The organism is Streptomyces sp. CT34, assembly GCF_000805335.1.
GTDB lineage: Bacteria > Actinomycetota > Actinomycetes > Streptomycetales > Streptomycetaceae > Streptomyces.
Map to the genome: position 1 here is coordinate 4,288,497 of NZ_KN708638.1, position 15,714 is coordinate 4,304,210.

14 protein-coding genes are annotated in these 15,714 nt (G+C 71.1%); 7 read left to right on the top strand and 7 right to left on the bottom strand.

The genetic code is table 11. From position 1 onward, the window contains the following. On the top strand, positions 1-1,318 hold a 1,318-nt coding region (locus RZ84_RS18740; protein WP_241777759.1), incomplete at its 5' end, for a sensor histidine kinase. Between the two features lie 179 nt (positions 1,319-1,497). Here the strand turns inward: RZ84_RS18740 and RZ84_RS18745 are convergent. Beyond that, positions 1,498-2,481 (bottom strand): HAD hydrolase family protein, encoded by a 984-nt coding sequence (locus RZ84_RS18745; RefSeq protein WP_043265268.1) that lies wholly within the window; start codon positions 2,479-2,481, stop codon positions 1,498-1,500. A gap of 173 nt (positions 2,482-2,654) precedes the next feature. Here RZ84_RS18745 and RZ84_RS18750 point away from each other — a divergent pair, with 173 nt between their 5' ends. From RZ84_RS18750 to RZ84_RS18760, 3 genes are all read left to right on the top strand, one after another. Next, positions 2,655-3,554 (top strand): LLM class flavin-dependent oxidoreductase, encoded by a 900-nt coding sequence (locus RZ84_RS18750; RefSeq protein WP_043265269.1) that lies wholly within the window; start codon positions 2,655-2,657, stop codon positions 3,552-3,554. A 193-nt stretch (positions 3,555-3,747) separates the two neighbouring features. Then, positions 3,748-4,647 carry a zinc metalloprotease HtpX gene (gene htpX / locus RZ84_RS18755; RefSeq protein ID WP_043265270.1) on the top strand — a complete coding sequence of 300 codons (900 nt, stop codon included), beginning with the start codon at positions 3,748-3,750 and terminating at the stop codon, positions 4,645-4,647. Positions 4,648-4,719: 72 nt separating this feature from the next. After that, complete coding sequence (locus RZ84_RS18760) at positions 4,720-5,283, top strand: PspA-associated protein PspAB (protein ID WP_043265271.1); 564 nt, start codon at positions 4,720-4,722, stop codon at positions 5,281-5,283. 90 nt (positions 5,284-5,373) lie between these two features. On the opposite strand, the gene RZ84_RS18765 is transcribed toward RZ84_RS18760, so the two are convergent. Both RZ84_RS18765 and RZ84_RS18770 read right to left on the bottom strand, forming a co-directional pair. Then, positions 5,374-5,916, bottom strand: a complete 543-nt coding sequence (locus RZ84_RS18765) for an RNA 2'-phosphotransferase (protein WP_043265272.1) — start codon at positions 5,914-5,916, stop codon at positions 5,374-5,376. A 118-nt stretch (positions 5,917-6,034) separates the two neighbouring features. Next, entirely contained in the window at positions 6,035-6,667 is a 633-nt protein-coding gene (locus RZ84_RS18770) for a PadR family transcriptional regulator (protein ID WP_052230507.1), read from the bottom strand. A 188-nt stretch (positions 6,668-6,855) separates the two neighbouring features. Here RZ84_RS18770 and RZ84_RS18775 point away from each other — a divergent pair, with 188 nt between their 5' ends. Both RZ84_RS18775 and RZ84_RS18780 read left to right on the top strand, forming a co-directional pair. Next, the gene (locus tag RZ84_RS18775; protein ID WP_043265273.1) at positions 6,856-7,446 is read left to right on the top strand and encodes a hypothetical protein; all 591 of its coding nucleotides are present in this window, start codon (positions 6,856-6,858) and stop codon (positions 7,444-7,446) included. Next, on the top strand, positions 7,443-8,795 hold the full coding sequence (locus RZ84_RS18780; RefSeq protein WP_043265274.1) for a carotenoid oxygenase family protein: 1,353 nt from the start codon (positions 7,443-7,445) through the stop codon (positions 8,793-8,795). Before RZ84_RS18775 ends, RZ84_RS18780 begins: the two co-directional genes overlap by 4 nt. A gap of 166 nt (positions 8,796-8,961) precedes the next feature. On the opposite strand, the gene RZ84_RS36770 is transcribed toward RZ84_RS18780, so the two are convergent. The 4 genes from RZ84_RS36770 to RZ84_RS18800 all read right to left on the bottom strand — a co-directional run bounded on the left by RZ84_RS36770 (position 8,962) and on the right by RZ84_RS18800 (position 14,312). Beyond that, entirely contained in the window at positions 8,962-10,266 is a 1,305-nt protein-coding gene (locus tag RZ84_RS36770) for a MerR family transcriptional regulator (RefSeq protein ID WP_078893918.1), read from the bottom strand. A gap of 311 nt (positions 10,267-10,577) precedes the next feature. Then, entirely contained in the window at positions 10,578-11,495 is a 918-nt protein-coding gene (locus RZ84_RS18790; protein WP_043265275.1) for a metal-dependent hydrolase, read from the bottom strand. Positions 11,496-11,625: 130 nt separating this feature from the next. Continuing rightward, positions 11,626-13,395 (bottom strand): SDR family oxidoreductase, encoded by a 1,770-nt coding sequence (locus RZ84_RS18795; RefSeq protein ID WP_043270253.1) that lies wholly within the window; start codon positions 13,393-13,395, stop codon positions 11,626-11,628. A gap of 59 nt (positions 13,396-13,454) precedes the next feature. Next, a complete protein-coding gene (locus tag RZ84_RS18800; protein ID WP_043265276.1) occupies positions 13,455-14,312 on the bottom strand; it encodes a M24 family metallopeptidase in 858 nt (285 codons plus the stop codon). A 278-nt stretch (positions 14,313-14,590) separates the two neighbouring features. Between RZ84_RS18800 and RZ84_RS18805 the strand changes: the two genes are divergently transcribed. Beyond that, positions 14,591-15,685, top strand: coding sequence for an ABC transporter ATP-binding protein (locus tag RZ84_RS18805; RefSeq protein ID WP_107068137.1), 1,095 nt, complete (start codon positions 14,591-14,593; stop codon positions 15,683-15,685). Positions 15,686-15,714 lie beyond the last annotated feature (29 nt).

Genomic DNA, 15,714 nt, shown 5'->3' on the forward strand with positions numbered 1-15,714 from the left:
ATTTCCGCCGGGGCATCCGCCGATGCGTACGTTCCTGGGAGTGCCGATCCGCGTCCAGGGCGAGATCTTCGGCAATCTCTATCTGACCGAGAAGCGCGGCGGGGAGTTCAGCGAAGAGGATCTGCACATGGTGCGGGTGCTCGCCACCGAGGCCGGTATCGCGATCGGCAACGCCCGGCTGTACGCGGCGACCCGGCAGCGGGAGCGGTGGATCGACGGTTCGGTGGCGGTGACCACCGAGCTTCTCGCCGGCAGCGATGTCGACGAAGCGCTCGCGGTGGTGGCCGAGCAGGCCAGGAAGCTGGCGGACTCGGCGGCCGGCATCGTGCTGCTGCCCGATGAGGAGGGCGGCCTGGAGATCGTCGCGGTGTCGGCGGACGACCCCACCGGGATCATGGGCACCCAGATCCCGCCCGACAGTCCGGTGGCCGAGCAACTCCTCGCCGGGGAGCCGGTGTTCGTGGACGACTCGGCCAGCGATCCGCGTATGGTCACGGCCATCGCACCGCGCTTCGGCCCGAGCATGATGCTGCCGCTCAAGAGCGGTGGCCGGGTACTCGGCACGCTCGCCACACCGCGGGGCCGCGGCGGACGCCGGTACACCGCCGCCGAGCGGACGCTCGCCACCCAGTTCGCGGCGCAGGCCGCACTGGCGCTGGTGTTGGCCGACGCCCAGCGCGACCGGGAACGGCTCGCGGTTTACGAGGACCGCGACCGCATCGCCCGTGATCTGCACGACCTCGTCATCCAGCGGTTGTTCGCGACCGGGATGATGCTGGAGACGGCACAGCGCCGATCCGAGGTGCCGGAGGTGGCGCGGGGCGTCGGCAAGGCCGTCGACGAACTCGACGTGACCATCCAGGAGATCCGGACCGCGATCTTCGCCCTCGAACAGGGCCCGGCCGAGGCGCCGTCGGGGCTGCGGACCCGGGTGCTGCGCGAGATCGGCACCGCCGCCGTGCCGCTCGGCTTCCAGCCGACGGCGCATTTCGTCGGCCCGGTCGACGCCCGGGTCGGGGAGCTGACCGGCAAGAACCTGATCGCCGCGCTGCGCGAGGCACTGTCGAACGCCTTCCGGCATGCGGCAGCCTCGCGGATCGAGGTGGTGGTCGACGCGACCGTCACGCTGCCGGACGGCGCCGACGGCGTCCGGCTGACGGTCACCGACGACGGCGTCGGGATCGCGGAGGGAGGACGCCGCAGCGGTCTCAAGAACCTTGCCAAACGAGCAGAGTCGCTGGGCGGATCGAGCACCTACGGCCCGGGGCTGGGCGAGGACGGCACCGGGACGAGGGTGATGTGGGAGGCGCCGCTCTGAGCGGCGTGCGAGGGGCCGAAGGCCGGCCCGGCGGCGAGCCGTCGCACCGTTTCACGTGAAACGGTGCAGCAACGTGCGCGGGGAGGGCACACCCTCGGCGAAGCCCGCCGTGAAGCAGGCCGTTTCACGTGAAACAGTGCAGCACGTGAAACATCGCCGGGCGGGACGCGCGGACCGGCTCAGCCCTGCCGGAGAATCCGCTCGATGACAGCCGCGACGCCGTCGTCGTTATTGGAGTCCGTACGGCGCGTGGTCGCGGCCAGCACATCCGGGTGCGCATTGGCCATGGCGTACGAGGTGCCGGCCCAGGTGAGCATCTCGATGTCGTTCGGCATGTCACCGAAGGCGACGACCTCGTCCGGCGAGATCCCGCGCACCGCGCAGCAGCGGGCGAGGGTGCCGGCCTTGCTGACTCCCAGGCCGCTGATCTCCAGTAGTGCGGTGGGGCTGGACCGGGTGAACGAGGCCAGATGGCCCGCGGCGGTACGGGCCAGCGCGAGAAAGGCGTCCGGGTCCATCTCGGGGTGGTGCGCGAGCAGCTTGAGCACGGGCTGGTCGGCGCCGGTGTCGCTGTCGGCGGCGCCCACCGGGCCCGGCCCGACCGGATCGGCGTCGGACGAATACGGACCGTCGGTGCCGGCGCCGTCGCCTGCCTCCGGCTCCACAGCCAGCGGCGGGGCGAAGCCTTCGGCGAGGAGCTTCTCCGCCGGGGCGATGGCGGCGGCCGGGTCGAGGAGGAAGGGCGGGTACTGCGGCTCGTAGTGGATGCCACCGGTGCGCTCCACGGCGAACGAGGTGCCCGGCGCCGCGGCGCGCACGGCGTGGACGACATCGAGCGCGACGGCGCGGTCCAGCGGGCTGACCTCGACGATCCGGTAGCCGCGGTGCAGATCCACGACGGCCGCACCGTTCGCACAGATCGCCAGGCCGTGGCCGTGGACGTGGTCGCTGACCACGTCCATCCAGCGGGCCGGGCGGCCGGTGACGAAGAAGACCTCGATGCCAGCCTCTTCCGCGGCGGCGAGTGCGGCGATCGTCCGGTCGGAGACCGTTTTGTCGTCGCGCAGCAGGGTGCCGTCGAGATCAGTGGCGATCAACCGGGTGGGCCGGGGCGTCACGGCCGGCTCGGGCGCGCGGGGTGGCGTGGCGGAGGGGTCAGTCACGGAGCCATCTTCGCGTACCGGTACGCACAGGCGTGCGGTGGGTGGCGCAGATGAGCCGCTGCGGCGGGCGTGGAGGCCGGCCGGGGGCAGGCGGGAGCGCCGTTGCCGGGCCCGCCCGGGGTCGCTCCCGAGGCCGGATCCGATCGCTCCGGGACGGCCGTACGCTCGGAGGTATGCGACTGAGCACTGTGATCTTGCCCGTCCGCCGCTGGTCCGAAGGCGGAAAGGAGGTGTGGCAGCGCGCCGAGGAGCTGGGTTTCCACGCCGCGTACACCTACGACCACCTCACCTGGCGGAGCTTTCGCGACCAGACCTGGTTCGGCGCCGTCCCGACGCTGACCGCAGCAGCCGCCGCGACCTCCCGGATGCGGCTGGGCACCCTCGTCACCTCGCCGAACTTCCGGCACCCGGTCACCCTCGCCAAGGAACTGATCTCGCTCGACGACATCAGCGATGGCCGGTTCACCCTCGGTATCGGCGCCGGTGGCAACGGCTTCGACGCCACCGCGCTCGGCCACGAGGCGTGGTCGCCGCGCGAACGGGCCGACCGTTTCGCGGAGTTCACGGCGCTGCTGGACGAACTGCTGACCCAGGACGCCGTCTCCCACCAGGGCGAGCACTACTCGGCGGACGAGGTGCGCAACATCCCCGGCTGTGTGCAGCGACCGCGGCTGCCGTTCGCCGTGGCGGCCACAGGGCCGCGCGGACTGAAGCTGGCGGCCCGCTACGGCCAGGCGTGGGTGACGACCGGTGACCCCAAGGTCGCGAACGCGGGTGGTACCCCGGCCGAGTCGCGGGAGGCGATCCGCGGGCAGCTCGAACGTCTGGAGAAGACGTGCGCCGACCTGGGGCGCGACCCCGGCGAACTGCGGAAGATCATGCTGACCGGCTTCTCCCCGGACCGTCCGCTGGACTCCCTGGACGCCTTCGTGGACTTCGCCGGCAGCCACGCCGAGCTGGGCATCGACGAGCTGGTCGTCCACTGGCCGATCGCCGGCTCCGTCTTCGAGGCCGACACCGCGGTCTTCGAGCGGATCGCCACGGAGGGGCCGGCGCAGCTGGGCGCCCGCTAGAGCCGGTCGTCGGCCGCCCTGCGGTGCCGCGGTCGGTTTCTCCGGGTGTCCGGCCCCGGCTTTACCCCGTATATAGCCGCGAAGAGGGAGAATCGGGACAGCGGCGCAGTGTGCGGGACGTGGCGTGCGAAGTCTGGACGGCGCGCGACAGGGTCGGGACACTGCGCGAAGTGCGGTGCGTTGTGGAGGAGCCATGGCACAGACCCGATTCGCCCCGGACCGCGGGCTGACCTCGCGCATGGTGACGACGATGTTCTTCATCGGCCTGCTGTACGTCGTGGTCGTCGGCGCGCTGGTGGTGCTGCTCAAGGGCGCCTGGGTGGTGGTGCTGCTGATCTCGGGCGCCATGTTCGTCGCGCAGTTCTGGTACAGCGACCGGATCGCGGCCTTCAGCATGGGCGCGCGCGAGGTCACACCGGAGCAGGCTCCCGAGCTGCACGGCGCGGTGGACCGGCTGTGCGCGCTGGCCGACATGCCCAAGCCGCGGGTCGCGATCGCCGAGTCGGATGTGCCGAACGCCTTCGCGACCGGCCGCAATCAGAAGAACTCGATGGTGTGCGCCACGACCGGGCTGCTCAGGCGGCTGGAGCCGGAGGAACTGGAGGGCGTGCTGGCGCATGAGCTCTCCCATGTCGCGCATCGCGATGTGGCGGTGATGACCATCGCCTCGTTCCTCGGCGTGCTGGCCGGAATCATCACCCGCGCCGCCCTGTGGAGCGGCGTCGGGCGCAACAACCGGGACCAGAACGCGGCGATCGCCGTGCTGATCGTCACCGCCGTCAGCGTGGTGGTCTATGCCATCAGCTTCCTCCTGACCCGGCTGCTGTCCCGCTACCGCGAACTGACCGCAGACCGGGCCGCCGCCCTGCTGACCGGCCGCCCCTCGGCGCTGGCCTCGGCGCTGACGAAGGTCACCGGCCAGATCGCCCGGATCCCGACCGAGGACCTGCGCAAGGCCCAGCCGTTCAACGCCTTCTACTTCGCGCCGGCGTTCAACAAGGAGACGTTCAGCCAGCTGCTGTCCTCGCACCCGACGCTGGAGCAGCGGCTCGACCAGCTCGGCCGGATCGCAGCGGAGCTGGGGCGGCCGTGAGCGGCAGGGCCGGCCGGCGTGGCGGTGACCGCACGGCATCACCGGAGCAAGGGATCAAGGAGTAATCCGCGCATGGGATTTCTGGACGCCATCCTCGGCCGCAGCAAGCCGGTACGCCCCGATCTCGACCAGCTCTTCGCGCTGCCGTCCGCCTCCGTCACCCTCCAGGCGGCGGCCGGTTTCGAGCCCACCGGTCTGGGGTCGGTGTGTTTCGCGAGTGTCGAGGGCGGGGCGTTCTCGCGGATCCAGGAGGAGGCGCGGTCCCTCCTGGACGGCTCGGTGGAGTTCACCCAGGACTCCTATGGCTATACGTGGCTGCTGGTGCCGCACTCGCCGGAGGACGTCGCGGGGCTGGTCAATGACCTCCACGCGGTCAATACGTCCCTGGAAGAGGCGGGTTTCGGCCCGCAGTTGCTGTGCTCACTGCTGGGGTTCCGCGATGCGCGACAGCGGTCGCTGGCGCTGGTGTACCTCTACAAGCGCGGCACGTTCTACCCCTTCGCCCCCCACGCCGGCGGTGGCGAGAAGCGGGACAACACGCTCGAACTCCAGGTGCGGGCGATGCTCGGCGACGATCTGTCGATCGAGCAGGATCTGGCGCGGTGGTTCCCGGTGTGGGGCGCACCCGGTCTCTGAAGGCGCCGCCGACCCCGATTTCGGACCCGGACTTCTGACCGGGACTTCTGACCGGGACTTCTGACCGGGACTTCGGGTACCGGACGAGGCTCAGCCGGGAAAGCGGAGGAACTCCGGCGGCACGCGGTCGGTCAGCCAGACCCCGTTGGCGCTGACGCGGAAGACGTGGCCCCTCCGGTGCATCGCCGCCGCGTCGACCGGCAGCACGACGGCCTTGCCGCGCCGCGCGCCCACACGGGTCGCGGTCTCCCGGTCCGGCGAGAGATGCACCGCATGCCGGGACATCGGCCGCAGCCCCTGCTCCCGTATGGCGGCCACACTGCGGGCCGCCGTGCCGTGAAAGAGATGGTCGGGCGGTACCGCCGGCGGCAGACCGAGGTCAACGCGTACGGAGTGGCCCTGATTGGCGCGGATCCGGCCGTCCTCCAGGGCGTAGCGCTGCTTGTCGCTGCCGGCCACCACCGCCTCCAACTCCGCCCGGGAGAAGGGGAATCCATGCCGCCCGGCCGCTTCGATGAGCTCCGTCACCGGGACCCAGCCCTGCGCGTCGAGGGCGATGCCGATCCGCTCCGGCTCATGGCGCAGATGCTTCGCCAGATACTTCGAGATGCGTACGGAACGCTGCTGGTTCATGGCTCCAGGATGCTGCGGCGCGGGTGCTGCGGCATCCGAATTCCCCGACGCGCTGACGGCCGGCGAGCGGATGGCCGACGAGCTGACGGACAGGCGCGCCCGCCGGCGCGGAGCGAGCTCACTCGCCGTCGGGCCGCTCCGGGCTCGCTCCGCCTCCATCCTCCTGCCGTCCGCCGCCGCCTTGCGGCGACTTGGGATGCTTCCCGCGGGCCAGTGTGCTCGCCTTCCTGGCCTTCGCGCCGGTCACCTCCTCGGCGGCCCAGCGGGCCCACTCCTCCTGGGTCGCCGACATCCGCAGACCGTATTCCAGGGCTATCCGGCCATAGACAGAGATCATCTCGTCGTCCCAGTCGGAAACCTCGTCGATCTGCTCGTACGTGGCGTGCGCACGAGCGGCGGAGTCGGCCTGGGTCAGGAGATAGGCGCGCGCTTCGAGCGGCGTGAGGATGCCGAGGAAGAAGACGCGCAACAGACCGTCGTGGCGCTGCGGGCCGCTGGGTGCGATGTCCGTGAGCCAGTGGCGCAGCTCGGCCAGACCGTCCTCGGTGATCGCGTATTCCTTGCGGCCCCGCGGGCCGTGGGCCGTCACCTCGACGAGGCCGGCGGTCGTGAGCTTGTTGAGCTCGCCGTAGACCTGGCTCTGGGTCGCCGGCCAGACGCTGGTGAGCGAGGCGTTGAACAGCTTCATCAAGTCGTAGCCGCTCGCCGGGGATTCGGACAGCAGGCCCAGAACGGCATGTCTCAAGCTCATGGTCATTACTTTACCTTCCACTTCTGACATGTCAATGGTGGACTTTCCGGCTTCGACATGTCAGAGTTGGAATGTGGTTGAGGTGGGGCCGTCCATGGTCCTGATCGTGTGCTGCGGTCGCTGCCCGGCCTTGGTGTTGTGTGCTGTCGCCGACCCATCGTGAGCGGGTGCGAGCAAAGGGGGGAATCATGAACTATCTGCGGGGCTTCATCCCGTGGCTTGTCCTCGCGGGGGTGTCCCCCGCGGGCTGGCAGTGGGGCGCACTCGCCGGCCTGGCGGCCTCGGCGGTGCTGCTCATACTGGACCGGGCCGCGGGACTGTCGCTCGAAGTGCGACCGCTGGAGTACGGCACGATCGTGTACTTCGCGGGCCTCGCCATCCTGGCCTTCGCCCGCCCCGACAGCGATCTCAAGACGTACAGCAGCGCGCTGTCGATGGGCTGGCTGGCTCTCATCGCCTGGGTGTCGATCGCCGTTCGGCGTCCCTTCACCCTGGCGATCGCGCGCCGGATGACCCCGCCCGAGGTCTGGCGGGTGCCCCTGTTCCACCGGGTCAATGTCGTGATCACCATAGCCTGGGCGCTGTCCTTCACCGCTACCGCGATCGCCCAGGTCGCCATCGCCGCCTATGGCATGAGCGCGATCTTCTCGATCCTCGTCCAGATCGCCTCATTCGTTCTTCCCGTCCGCTTCACCGCCACCTATCCGGAGCGGGCCCGGGCCCGCTTCCGGCAGCAGGCCGGCGCGCGGCTCGACGCCCAGGAGGGCCTGGCCTCATGACCACCACGTCACCAGCGGCGGTATCCGAATCCTCCGCTCCCGCACCGCACCTGGCCGGAAACTTCGCCCCGGTCATGGACGAACTGACCGCCTACGACCTCCCGGTCACCGGCACCATCCCGCCGGAGCTCACCGGCTGGTATCTGCGCAACGGCCCCAACCCGCGGGACGCGGCCAGCCCGCACTGGTTCTTCGGCGACGGCATGGTCCACGGCGTGCGTCTGGAGGGCGGCCGGGCGGTCTCCTATCGCAATCGCTGGGTTCGCACCTCGACCTTCACCGACGGCATCCAGGTCAGGGACGCACAGGGCCGCAGGCATCTGGCGGCGGGTGTGGCCAACACCCATATCGTCCGCCATTCGGGACGCACCCTGGCGCTCGTCGAGTCGTCCTTCCCGTACGAGATCGACTGCCGCCCCGGCCATGAGCTCGAGACCGTCGGTCCGCATGACTTCGGCGGTCGGCTCACCACCGCCATGACCGCCCACCCCAAGACCTGCCATACCACCGGTGAGCTGCACTTTTTCGGCTACGGCAGCGCGACACCGCCCTACCTGACCTATCACCGTGCCGACGCGCAAGGGGAGTTGGTGGTCAGCCGCCCCGTCGACGTCCCGGCGGCGACGATGATGCACGACTTCCACCTCACGGCCCGCCACGTCGTCTTCATGGACCTGCCGGTCGTCCATGACCACAACCGCCCCGGTATGCCCTACAGCTGGGATCCGGAGTACGGCGCCCGGCTGGGCGTACTGCGCCGCGACGATCCGTACGGGGAGGTCCGCTGGCTGTCCATCGACCCCTGCTATGTCTTCCACTCCCTTAATGCCCATGACGACGGCGAGCAGTGGATAGTCCTCTATGTCTCGCGCTATGCCTCGCTCGACGGGCGCGCCGCCCCGCCCTGCCTGTGGCGCTGGACGATCGATCTCGCCTCCGGCACGGTGACCGAGGAGCAACTCGACGACCAGGCAGGCGAGTTCCCCCGGATCGACGACCGCCTTGCCGGACAGCGGGCCCGCTTCGGCCATGTGTCAGCAGGCGAGTCGCCCGGTACGGGACTGATACCGGGCGCCCTGCTCCGCTACGACCTGGAGACGGGATCGGTGGTCCGCCATGACTTCCGCCCGGGGCGCACTCCGGGAGAGGCGGCCTTCGCCCCCGCGGACGACCGTCCGGGCGGGCCGGGCTGGCTGATCACCTACGTCCATGACGTGGCCACCGATACCAGCGATCTCGTCATCCTCGACGCCGAGGACATATCCGCCGACCCTGTCGCCACGGTCCATCTTCCGCAGCGTGTTCCGTACGGATTCCACGGTAACTGGCTCCCGGATACGGCCGGTTGAGGCAACCCGGAAGGGTGGCCGGGTAGGGGCGCCCGGCTCGGTCTTTGACAACTGGAGAGAGAAGCAGAAAGGGAAGAACGGGGAAGGGCCGGGGAGCCCCAAGGCGCCCCGGAGGGCTGATGAGGAGGGGCTGAGAGAGGGCCTGGGGGCGTGAACCGTGGACAGGTCAGTGTCCGGGGGAGTCTGCCTGGGCATCGGGAGCCTCGGCACCGAGGGTGCCGGTGTCGCTGCTCCGGGTGCGGTGCGCCGCGGCAGCCGGGGCCTCGCTGACGGCTCGGGCCTCGCGGGCGGCCGAGGCAAGGGCGTCCAGGGTGCGCGCCTGCACCTCGCGGTGAGCGGCGGCGGCGATGAAGGCGGCCGTGTTCTCCGGGCCCACCAAGCCCCTTACGGCCTGGACGGCCTCGACGGGGAGGAGGACCGCCTCCTCGGAGCCCGGCGCGGAACGGGGGTTCGCGCCGGGCCCGAAGGCGGACTCCGGCCCGACGGGCACCGTGGCCTCAAGGCCGGGGGGCGCCCCGGTGGCGTCTTGAGGCACGGGGGCGGAAGCGGGCCCAGAGGCGGTGGCCGCCGAGGGGGCGTGGGACGGCCGGGGAATACGCGGGCCCTTGGCCCCGCAGCCCGCTCGCCCTGTCTCTCCCCGGGCCCCACCCCCTACCTCATCCCCTTGCCCTTCCCCTTCCTCGTGCCCTTCCCCTTCCGCGCCCGTCTCCCGGCCGCTGAGCGGGAGTGCTTCCGTGAGGTGGTGTCGGAGGTACTGGGCGGCCAGGGTGCGCATGGCACGGGCGAGTTCGGCGTCGATGGTCTGCTGGGCCAGAGGGCGCAGACGGCGTACGAGCGCCGCGGCTTCGGCCGCTTCCGCCTCGGTGGGGGGATGGTCCAGGAACGGCTGGAAGACGTGCTCGGCGGTGAAGTCCAGGAAACGGGAGGCGATGTGCTCGACCTGTCCGCGCACCTCTCGCAAATGACCGGAGATCGCCAGGAGCGGGACACCCGCGGAGTGCAGTTCGGCGGCGACGGCGAGTTCCTGCGGACTGGGGACGAGGAACGCGTCGTCCTGGCCGGGGACGCGTTCCAGGACGCCCAGTTCGACGGCCTCGGCCACCGCCCTCTCGTTGGAGGTGCCACCGAAGGCGGAGTCCAGTTCGGCACGGGTGATGCGGGCCGCCTTCTCATCGGTCCACGGACCGTCGATCTCGGCGACCAGGCCCAGGACTCCACCGAGGCCACGCCCCGAGTCCCAGGCTTCGAGGAGTTCCTTGATGCTGGCGAGGGTGTAGCCGCGCTCGAGCAGATCGGAGATCTGGCGCAGCCGGGCCAGGTGGGGGTCACCGTAGACATTGGCCCGGCCGCGGCGTTCCGGGCGCGGGAGCAGCCCCCGGTCCTGGTAGGCGCGGATGGTGCGGACCGTGGCGCCACTGAGGTGGGCCAGGTCCTCGATGCGGTACTCGGCCGGCGGCGGCTGCTCGGTCACTGCGGTGCTCCTTACGGGACGGCCGCCTCGGGGAGGAGGCCGCGTGACAAGGTAGCCGCCGCACGGGCGGCTGCCCTACGGGTGGGCGCGCTACGGACCGGCCGCCCGGCGAGGCGACCCGCCGGGCCGTGGTGCGAGGCGACCGCCGTACCGCACAACTGCCGCTCTCGGCAGCCATCTTGGGGCGGTCATCCGGCGCGCGGGCCGCCGGGGCGCGCGAGGGAGGGCCGTATCAGCGGACGCCGACGGGTGAGGTGCCCGTCGGTCGGCAGGCGTCATGGGAGGGCCGGCCGGGGGCGGACGGCCGGGTGTCACGACAGCGCCGCACGGCCCACCGCGCCCGCCGCGGCGCGGGCCGCCGGGGAGGAGGCGAGGTAGGAGACGGCCGTGCGGAGCGAGCCTTCCTGGGAGGGATGGTACGAGCGCCGCAGGTAGCGGGGTATCGCCGCGCCCAGTTCACGCCAGCTGGGCAGCAGTCCCTTGTGGATGGCGCGGTTGTGCTCGCGCAGCGAATAGCGGGAGCGGGTGGCGAGCTGCGGGTCGTGCCGCAGGAGGTAGGACGCGCCCCAGGCCCAGAGGTAGATCAGCACGGGGGCCGTCACGGACATGCCCAGGATGCGGCGGGCATGGCGGGCGGGTTCCTCGCCGCCGGTGTGCTGGTACATGTCGAAGGCGACCGCGCGGTGTTCGACCTCCTCGGCGCCGTGCCAGCGCAGCAGGTCGAGCATCACCGGGTCGGGCCCGGCGCGGTCCAGGCCGTCGGCGTCCAGGACCCAGTTGCCGAGTACCGCGGTGAACTGCTCGATGGCGGCGATCAGGGAGAGCCGGAAGCGCAGCCACTCCGTCTCGGGGACCGGCAGGCCGAAGGGCGGCTTGTCACCGAGGAGGTAGGAGAAGAGGAAGTCGACGTGCCGGGTGTAGGGGGCGGTGTCGAGGCCCTGATGGGCCAGGTGCTCCAGGACATAGGAGTGCTGGACGCTGTGGGTGGCCTCCTGGCCCATGAACCCCTTGACGTCCTGGAGGAGTTGCTCGTCCCGGACCAGTGGGAGGGCTTCCTTGAAGACCCTGACGAACCACCGCTCGCCCGCCGGCAGCAGCAGATGCAGCACGTTGATGACGTGGGTGGCGGTGGGTTCGTCGGGTATCCACTGCAGCGGCGTCCGGCGCCAGTCGAACGCGACCCGGCGTGGCGCGATGGTGTAGTGCTCCTGGGGGCTTGGCGTGCTCATGCGCGGCTCCTGACGTGCGCGGTCTCCTGGCCTCGGTGGGGGCGGGCCGCCGGGCCGGGGTGACGTCGGCCCGGGGCACGCCGCGTGGTGGGGCTTCGGGGCCTCGGACGGGCGGTCCGGGCCGGACCGGTTATACCGGCGGCTCGATGCGGGCGAGGGCGCGCAGTGCGCGCGGGGTGAAGCGGGACATCAGGTGGGCGCCGCGTGCCTCTGGGGTGACCGGCACCACCGCTTGGTTGCGCACCACAGCGCGCAGGATCGCGTCGGCGACCTTCTCCGGCGGGTAGTTGCGCAGCCCGTACATTCGCGCGGCCTTGGCCTGGCGGCGCTTCTCCTCGTCGGCGGAGACGCCGGTGAAGCGGGCGGTACTGGTGATGGAGGTGTTGACGAACCCGGGACAGATGGCGGAGACGCCGATGCCCCGGCCGGCCAGCTCGGCACGCAGACACTCGCTGAGCATGAGAACGGCCGCCTTGGAGGCGCTGTAGGCGGGCAGTATCCGGGACGGCTGGAAGGCGGCGGCCGAGGCGGTGTTGACGATGTGGCCGCCCTGCCCGCGGTCCGCCATCCGCTTGCCGAAGATCCGGCAGCCGTGGATGACGCCCCACAGGTTGACGTCCAGGACCTTCTTCCAGTCCTCGGTGCTGGTCTCCATGAAGGAGCCGGACAGGCCGATGCCGGCGTTGTTGACCAGGACGTCCACGGTGCCGTATTCGGCGTCGACCTTGTCGGCGAGCTTCTCCATCGCCGCCTCGTCCGCGACGTCGACGACCTCGCCCCACGCCTGCGGGGCGCCGATCAGCCGTGCCATCTCGGCGGTGCGGGCGGCGCCCTCCGCGTCCCGGTCGACGGCGATGATCCGCGCGCCGGCCTCCGCGAACGCGAAGGCCGTGGCCCGGCCGATGCCACTGGCCGCGCCGGTCACCAGCACCAGCTGGCCGCCGAACCGATCGGCATACGGGCCGGCGGTCACCACCTTCTTCGCCGGATCGCCTTCTTCCTTGGCGGTGATGAACTCGCCGATCCAGGAGATGAGTTGGTCGGGACGGGTGCGCGGCACCCAGTGCTTGGCCGGGAGGGTGCGGCGGACGAGCTCGGGCGCCCACTGCTCCAGGTCGTCGTACAGCCGCTGGGAGAGGAACGCGTCGCCGGTCGGGGTGATGAGCTGGACCGGGCAGTGCGCATAGGCGTCGGCGCGCGGGCGGCGCAGCCGGGCGCGGACGTTGTCGCGGTAGAGCCAGGCGCCGTGGGCCGCGTCGGTGGGCAGCGAAGCCGTGGGGTAGTCGCCGTCCGGCACCTTCTCCACCCTCTGGAGGATGGCCGGCCAGCGCTTGCCGAGCGGGCCCTTCCAGGCCAGTTCGGGGAGCACGGGGGTGTGCAGCATGTAGACGTACCAGGACTTGGCGCCCTGGTTGAGCAGTTGGGCTGCCCGCCGGGGGGTGGGGCGCGCCATCCGCTTCTTGATCCAGTGGCCGAAGTGGTCGAGGGACGGCCCGGACATGGAGGTGAAGGAGGCGATCCGGCCCTCCGTGCGGCGTACGGTGGCGAACTCCCATGCCTGCACGGAGCCCCAGTCGTGGCCGACGAGGTGGACCGGGCGGTCGGGGCTGACGGCGTCCGCGACGGCCAGGAAGTCATCCGTCAGCTTCTCCAGGGTGAAGCCGCCGCGCAGCGGCCGCGGTGCGGTGGAGCGACCGCAGCCCCGGACGTCGTAGAGCACCACATGGAAGCGCTCGGCCAGGCCGCCGGCGACCTCGGACCAGACCTCCTTGCTGTCCGGATAGCCGTGTACCAGCACCACCGTGGGCCGGTCCGGATCCCCGAGCTCGGCCACGCACAGCTCGATGCCGCCGGTCCGCACCCGGCGCTCCCTGGCCCCCTGGAGGCCGGCCCCGGTCACCGGCGGCTGTCCGTGCCCCGGCTGCCGGCCCTGACGCCCGTCCCGTCCACGTTCCGTGTTCACGCGGCCTTCTCCTCCTGCCAGCGCCGCACATGCGGCAGATCGTCGTCCAGCCAAAAGGCGCTTTCCTGCGGGTCCTTGGAGTCCGTGACGACCAGGATCTCCTCGAACTTCGCGCCGGTGCCCCGGAATCCGAGGTGGGGTTCGACCGCCCAGAGCCCCGGCTGCGGCGGGTGGTCGGAGAAGGTGTACGGGCTCCACAGGGGGGACCAGCCGTCGCGGTGCCCGTGCAGCGCGTCGGAGGCCAGGCCCTTGAGGGACTGGGTGCCGAACCCGAAGAGGGTCGGTGACCAGCGGCGCTGCTTGACCCGGTCGATCTTGTGCGCGATGACGCCGAAGGGGTAGGCGCGGTGGCGGTTGGCGTATCCCTGGCGCACCATCAGGCGGTCGACATCCTCGTAGATCTCCTTCAGAGGGCGCCGTTCGCGGACCTCGCGCAGGATCAGTTCGCGGTGCGCTTCGAGGTCGGCGAGCAGCCGGTCGTGCACGGGGTTGAGCCCGAGGCAGCCGGAGTAGCCGATGTCGGCGGTGAACCCCTTGTGGACCGGTGCCATGTCGAGGATGAAGGGCATCCCCGGCTCCAGCTGCCGGTTGGTGGGGAAGAACTGCAGCGGAATGCGGAAGTTCACGAACGCGGTGCGGTCGCCGAACCACGCGAAGGGCAGATGGAACCAGTCCTGCACCCCGCGCTCGCGCAGCCACTCGCGCTGCATCCGTGCCGCCGCGCGCTCGGTGACCCCGGGCTTGAGCTGGGCGGCCACGGCTTCCGCACAGGCGTAGGCGAGCCGCTGCACCTCCCGGAATCCCCTGAGCTCGGCGGTGCGTTCTCCCGTTGCTGCTGAGGTGACTGGGGCCATCGCCAACCGTCCGTCCGTAAGCGGTGCATCGCGGTACGTGCCCGTAACTTGACACTGATGAATGTGACAATGGTCGGCGGCTACGTCAAGGGGTGTGCGGCCGACGAGGCGCAGCCCACGGCGATCCGGGCTGGCGATCCGGGCCGGCGCTCCGGCCGGCCGGAGGCGGCTGCTCCGGTCCCGGGCCCGTGCGACGCCGGCCGCGGAGTAGTAGATGTCCCTGACTTCGGGGCGGCTGAAAGCAGGAGACCCCTACGGGCGTGTAGTACCGGAGGGGTATGCGGATACCACCGCCTGGGTTGACGACGGGTGTGGCAGGCGCCACTACCGTCGAAAGCGTGACAGTGATCGTGACCGAAAGCCTGAGCAAGCGGTACCCGCGGGTGACCGCCTTGGACCGGCTCTCCGTTGACATCGCCCCCGGCGTGACCGGCCTGGTGGGTGCCAACGGCGCCGGAAAGTCCACCCTGATCAAGATCCTTCTCGGTCTGGCCCCGGCCACCGAGGGGACCGCCCATGTCCTCGGCCTGGACGTCACCAAGGACGGCGGCACCATCCGTGAGCGGGTCGGCTACATGCCCGAGCACGACTGCCTGCCGCCGGACGTCTCGGCCACCGAATTCGTCGTGCACTTGGCGCGGATGTCCGGCCTGCCGCCGACCGCCGCCCGTGAGCGCACCGCCGACACCCTGCGCCACGTAGGGCTCTACGAGGAGCGCTACCGCCCCATCGGCGGCTATTCGACGGGTATGAAGCAGCGGGTGAAGCTGGCCCAGGCACTGGTCCACGATCCGCAGCTGGTGTTCCTGGACGAGCCCACCAACGGCCTGGACCCGGTCGGGCGGGACGAGATGCTCGGCCTGATCCGGCGTGTCCACACCGACTTCGGCATCTCCGTCCTGGTCACCTCGCATCTCCTCGGCGAGCTGGAGCGCACCTGCGATCACGTCGTCGTCATCGACGGCGGCAAGCTGCTGCGGTCCTCCTCCACGGACGAGTTCACCAAGGCCACCGCCTCGCTGGCGGTCGAGGTCACGGACACCGACGCGCACCCGGACGGCACCGAGGCGCTGCGGGCGGCCCTGGCCGCCGCGGGCGCGGTGGTGTCCGCCGGCCGCCCCGGCACCGAGGGCTTCGCCTCCCCCGGGCATGTGCTGTTCGTCGAGGCGGCCGGGGAGCAGACCCACGACCTGGTGCGGGACACCGTCGCCGGGCTGGGACTCGGTCTGGTGCGGATGGAGCAGCGGCGGCACCAGATCGCCGAGGTCTTCCGGGACGCGGACGCGCGGACCGATGCGCAAGCGGAAGGAAACGGGCCGGCGGGGCGGGACACCGGGCGCCCCGCCGCCGTGGGCGGAGGGAACGGAGCATGAGTACGGAAACCACGCCCGGGGGGGCCTAC